This is a genomic window from Rhodoferax sp. (assembly GCF_014859475.1).
Lineage (GTDB): Bacteria > Pseudomonadota > Gammaproteobacteria > Burkholderiales > Burkholderiaceae_C > Rhodoferax.
The window spans coordinates 1-4,573 of the sequence record NZ_JACUUE010000202.1; the positions used below are offsets into that span (position 1 = coordinate 1).

General features: G+C 59.6%; 3 protein-coding genes and 1 pseudogene. All 4 read right to left on the reverse strand.

What is annotated here, in order from left to right; genetic code table 11:
• Nucleotides 1-430: AAA family ATPase (locus tag IBX54_RS12915; protein WP_296543064.1), on the reverse strand; the 430-nt coding region annotated here is incomplete at its 3' end.
• Between the two features lie 706 nt (nucleotides 431-1,136).
• Nucleotides 1,137-1,553: pseudogene (locus tag IBX54_RS12920) on the reverse strand (NAD-dependent epimerase/dehydratase family protein); the annotation flags it as partial.
• A gap of 248 nt (nucleotides 1,554-1,801) precedes the next feature.
• Nucleotides 1,802-2,926, reverse strand: coding sequence for a glycosyltransferase (locus tag IBX54_RS12925; RefSeq protein WP_296543065.1), 1,125 nt, complete (start codon nucleotides 2,924-2,926; stop codon nucleotides 1,802-1,804).
• Nucleotides 2,927-3,083: 157 nt separating this feature from the next.
• Nucleotides 3,084-4,573 (reverse strand): polysaccharide biosynthesis tyrosine autokinase (locus IBX54_RS12930; protein ID WP_296543067.1); only part of this gene is annotated, 1,490 nt, incomplete at its 5' end.

Genomic DNA, 4,573 nt, shown 5'->3' on the forward strand with positions numbered 1-4,573 from the left:
GCGCTTGCGTACCCTGCCGAGGTATCTGGCCTGCAAACACGCTGTCAAGCCAGTTGACTGACTGCCCCTCTATTTCACTTTGTGACAGTGGCAGCAACAACAATGTCTCCATCCTCCCAGCCAGGGAGTCGGCCACTGTCGGCAAAGCCATCAAGTTGGCGGAGCCCGTCAGCAAAAAACGGCCTGGCCGCCTGTCTTCGTCAACGCTTTTCTTGATGGCCAACAACAAGGAAGGCGCTCGCTGAATTTCGTCAATGACCGCACGATCCAAACTGCGAATCATCCCGACGGGGTCTTCCCTGGCGGACATCAGCGTCAATTCATCGTCCAGTGTCAGGTAGCGTGCCCCGTTGCCAGAAATATGACGAACCAAGGTCGTTTTGCCCGCCTGACGTGGCCCAGCAAGTAAGACCACCGGCGTGTCTTGCATGGCTTCGGCGATGCGTGATCCGATCTGGCGCGGGTACAGAGAGGGCTCAGTCATGCGTCACATAATAGCGTAAATTTTGGATTTTATATCCGAAAATTACGGAAAATTAGATTTGAATTATCGGAGCGAAATGACGCATATTGCGCATAATCAAGCGCTTTTTGCCCCTGCTCGTGTGGCTCCTCGCGCTGTTCACGGTCTTGCTCGTGACACCCGCGCTCCTCGCCTCCAGGCCCTGATGGGCAAGCATGTCGGTTGGCCATCGGCCAGCATGGCAAACCCCACGCCATCCGCACTGACAACGAACTGGTCTTCAAACGCTCTGTGTTCTGGGCGAAGACCCGGGGTCCATGACTTGTCACCCCGGACGCAGACCCGGGGTCTATGCCCTGTCACCCCGGGCGCAGACCCGGGGTCCATCTTCAAACACATGGATACCGGATCAAGTCCGGCATGACAACCAATTGTCACCCCGGGCGAAGACCCGGGGTCCATCCGCGCCACACCAACAGCCCCTCAATCCGCCCCAAACAAATCCCGCGTATAGACCTTGTCCATCACATCCACCAGCTCTGGGGTCATGCGGTTGGCCACGATCACGTCGGCGCGTTGCTTGAACAGTGCGAAATCTGCCTCTACCTGGGCGCCCGCAAACACCGGATCGTTCAACAAAGGCTCGTGGACAATCACCTCGACGTCTTCGGCCATAGGGCTCGTTGGTGGGCTCCAGGGTGCCGGTCAGCAAGGCGTCTTCGGTCATGGGCTGCGCGGCCAGCTTGGGGTAGATGCAGCTGGAGCCTAAAAACAGCAGTTTCTTCACACCGCTCTGAAAGGCCGCGTCGATGACGTTGGCTTGCATCATCAGGTTTTGGTATATGAATTCGGCCGGATAGGTGTTGTTGGCATGGATGCCGCCCACCTTGGCTGCGGCCAAGTAGACCTGGTCGGGCTTTTCTTGTGCAAAAAATTCACGCACGGCGGCTTGGTTGGTCAGGTCCAGCTGGGCGTGGCTGCGGGTGACAAAGCGGGTGTGGCCCTGCGCCTGCAAGGCCCGAACAATGGCCGAGCCCACCATGCCTTTGTGGCCAGCGACGTAGATTTTGGGTTCGGTCATGTTGCGCATGTATGCAAGTGCTGTTTTTTGGCTGTCTACGGACTTGTTTTCTTGTCATCCCGGACTTGTCTTCTTGTCATCCCGGACTTGATCCGGGATCCATTGCGTTCAAGCGGCGTTTGCAAATGAAAGTGCTGCAGACTGGATCCCGGGTCTTCGCCCGGGATGACGATTAATTGCCCGGGATGACGATTAATTGCCCGGGATGACGGGTCTTCGCCCGGGATGGCGGGAATGGGCGCTTTGTGCTTGTGAGTTCATCGGACTTTGACCAACAAAAACCGGATGGGCGAACACCAGCGGTGCTGCACCATGCGCGCATAGATGGCCACATAGCCCAGGGCCAGTGCCACATAAGCGGTCACAGACCAGGCCGTGGAGTGGTAAGTCAAGTTGGCCAGGACCACGGCGGTCAGCGTCATCATGCCCACCAGAGCACCCGTGATGGAGTTGCGCAACATGCGTGGGAAGACGCGGAACCAGCGCGACACATAACGACGCTTGACCAGGCTGTGAAAATGCAATCTGTCAGGCATGCCGAGGTGGGACTTTTTGACCTTACGGCGGTAGATGCTGTACAGCACCTCGGTGACGGGGTGTGCGCAGATGACCAAGGCCGTGAAGGCCGACACGGTGGGGTTGCGCTCCACCAGCAGCACACCCACCCAGGCCACGGCAAAGCCCAGTAGGTATGAGCCGCCGTCGCCCAAAAAGATTTTGCCCAGTGGCCAGTTGACCCAGAAGAAGCCCCACACGCAGCAACCCAGCACCAGCGCCACCTGGGCCAGGGTGGTGTCGCCCACCTGCCAGGCCACCAGGGCATAGCCCATGAAGGCCAGGCCCGACATGAGGCTGGCCAGGCCGTTGAAGCCATCGATGATGTTGACCGAATTGGCCACGCCGCCCACGGCAAAGGCCGTGAACAGCACCGACACGAGGGTGAACTTCAGGGCCCAGTCGACACCCCAAATGTCAAGCCGAGACAGAGAATAGTCGGTCAGCCACCAAGCCAGCACGCCCGAGGCCATGGTGGCCAGCAGGCGCGACAGGACGCTGATGCGCTTGAGCAGGTCTTCACCCAGGCCAAACAAAAAGGCCGGCAGGCTGGCGAGCAAGATGGGCTGGAGCATGGCCCGAACGTCGCTAGGCGCTTTGCCCCAAGCCACCATGAAGCCCACAAAAATCGCGATGCCGCCAATGCGCGGCGTCTGGCCGATGTGGAATTTCTGGATGCCGTGGGTGTGGTCCATCGACAATTTGCCGTGCAGGTGTGGTGTCATCACCAACACGATGCACACAATGAAACTGGCCGCAGCACCCCACGTCGCAGCCACAGAGGCCGGCGAGGTCATGACGTCAGAAAGTGCTTGGAACAGACTCATCAGGTATTTTTGTAGCGGGTTGTGCTCAAGCCCGGATTGACTCAATATTTATATAAATGATAAGTTATTGGCGGTTTGCAGGGATGGATCCCGGGTCTTCGCCCGGGATGACATTTAAGAAGCCCGGGATGACATTCAACAGGCCCGGGATGACTTCTTACTTGTCTTTGGCGTAGTTGTAGGACTGGTAGCGGTAACCGTAGCGCTTGTATTTGTAGCCGTATCCGTAGCCATAACCGTAGCCGTAGCGGCGTTTGCTGATGTCCAGGCCGTTGAAGATGACGCCTTTGACGGTGACGCCCGATTGCTGCAGGCGCTTGGTGGCTTCTTGCACTTCGCCCAGGGACGAGACGTCGGCGCGGACCACCATGAAGTTGGTGCCGGCCTGGGGGGCCAAGATGGCGGTGTCCGACACGGCCAGCACGGGGGGGGTGTCGATCAGCACCACGTCGTATTGGGCCGACAGGGTTTTGAGCAGGTCTTGGGCCGAGGCCGACATGAGCAGCTCGGCCGGGTTGGGGGGCATGGTGCCGGTGGACACGAAGTCGAGCCCCGGGGCCACGGCGGTGCGCATGGCCTTGGCCAGTGGCTGGCTGCCCGAGATCAGCTCTGACAAGCCCACGCCACGCTCCAGGCCAAAGAATTGGTGGATGTGGCCTTTGCGCATGTCGGCGTCGATCAGCAGCACGCGCTTGCCGTCGGCGGACAGCACGGCGGCAAAGTTGGCACTGGTGAACGACTTGCCAACGCCGGGCGTGGGGCCGGTAAACAGCACGATGTTGTTGGGCGCGTCGAGCATGGCAAATTGCAGCGCGGTGCGCAGGCTGCGCAGGCTCTCGATGGCGGCTTCGTTGGGCTTGATGGCGGCCAGCAGATGGGTGCCGGGTTTTTTGCCTTGGGCATCGGCGTCCAGCTGGGCTTGGGCGGCCGACAAGGGCACGGTGGCAAACACGTGCAGACCCAGGCTGTGCTCGAGCTCTTCGGCGTTTTTGATGCCGGGGCGCAGGCTGTTGCGCACAAACGCCAAGCCCAAACCGGCCAACAGGCCCAACACGCCCGACAGCGCCAGCACCAGACCGCGCTGGGGCTTGACGGGGCGCTCGGGCATGACGGCCACGTCCACAATGCGCACATTGCCCACTTTGCCTTCTTTAACCAAGCGCAGTTGCTGGAAGCTGTTGAGCAGGGTGGTGTAGAGCTCGTTGTTGACCTTGACGTCGCGCGTCAGGCGCAAGAGGTCTTGCTCGATGCCGGGCAGGGTTTTAGCTTTGCCTTCCATGCCGCGCAGCTGGCCCTGGATGTCGCGGATGCTGCTGTCCAGCGCTTGCATGCTGGGGTGTTGCGCAGTAAAGCGGGTTTCCAGCTCTTTGCGTTTGGTTTGCAGGTCCAGCAGTTTGACCTTCAGGTCCACGGCTTCCTTCAGGTAGGTTTCGGCCTCTTTGTTCAGGTCAAAGGTGCCTTTTTCTGCGCGGAACTGGTTGAACTTGGCTTCAGAGGCCTCGAGCTGTTTTTTGAGCTGGGGCAGCTGGGTGTTGAGGAAGGCCAGAGACTTTTCGGCCTCGGCGGCTTTGCGCTCGGTGTTTTGGCGCACATACAGGCTGCCCACTTCGTTCAATATCTTGGTGATGCGCTCAGGGCTGGGACCCT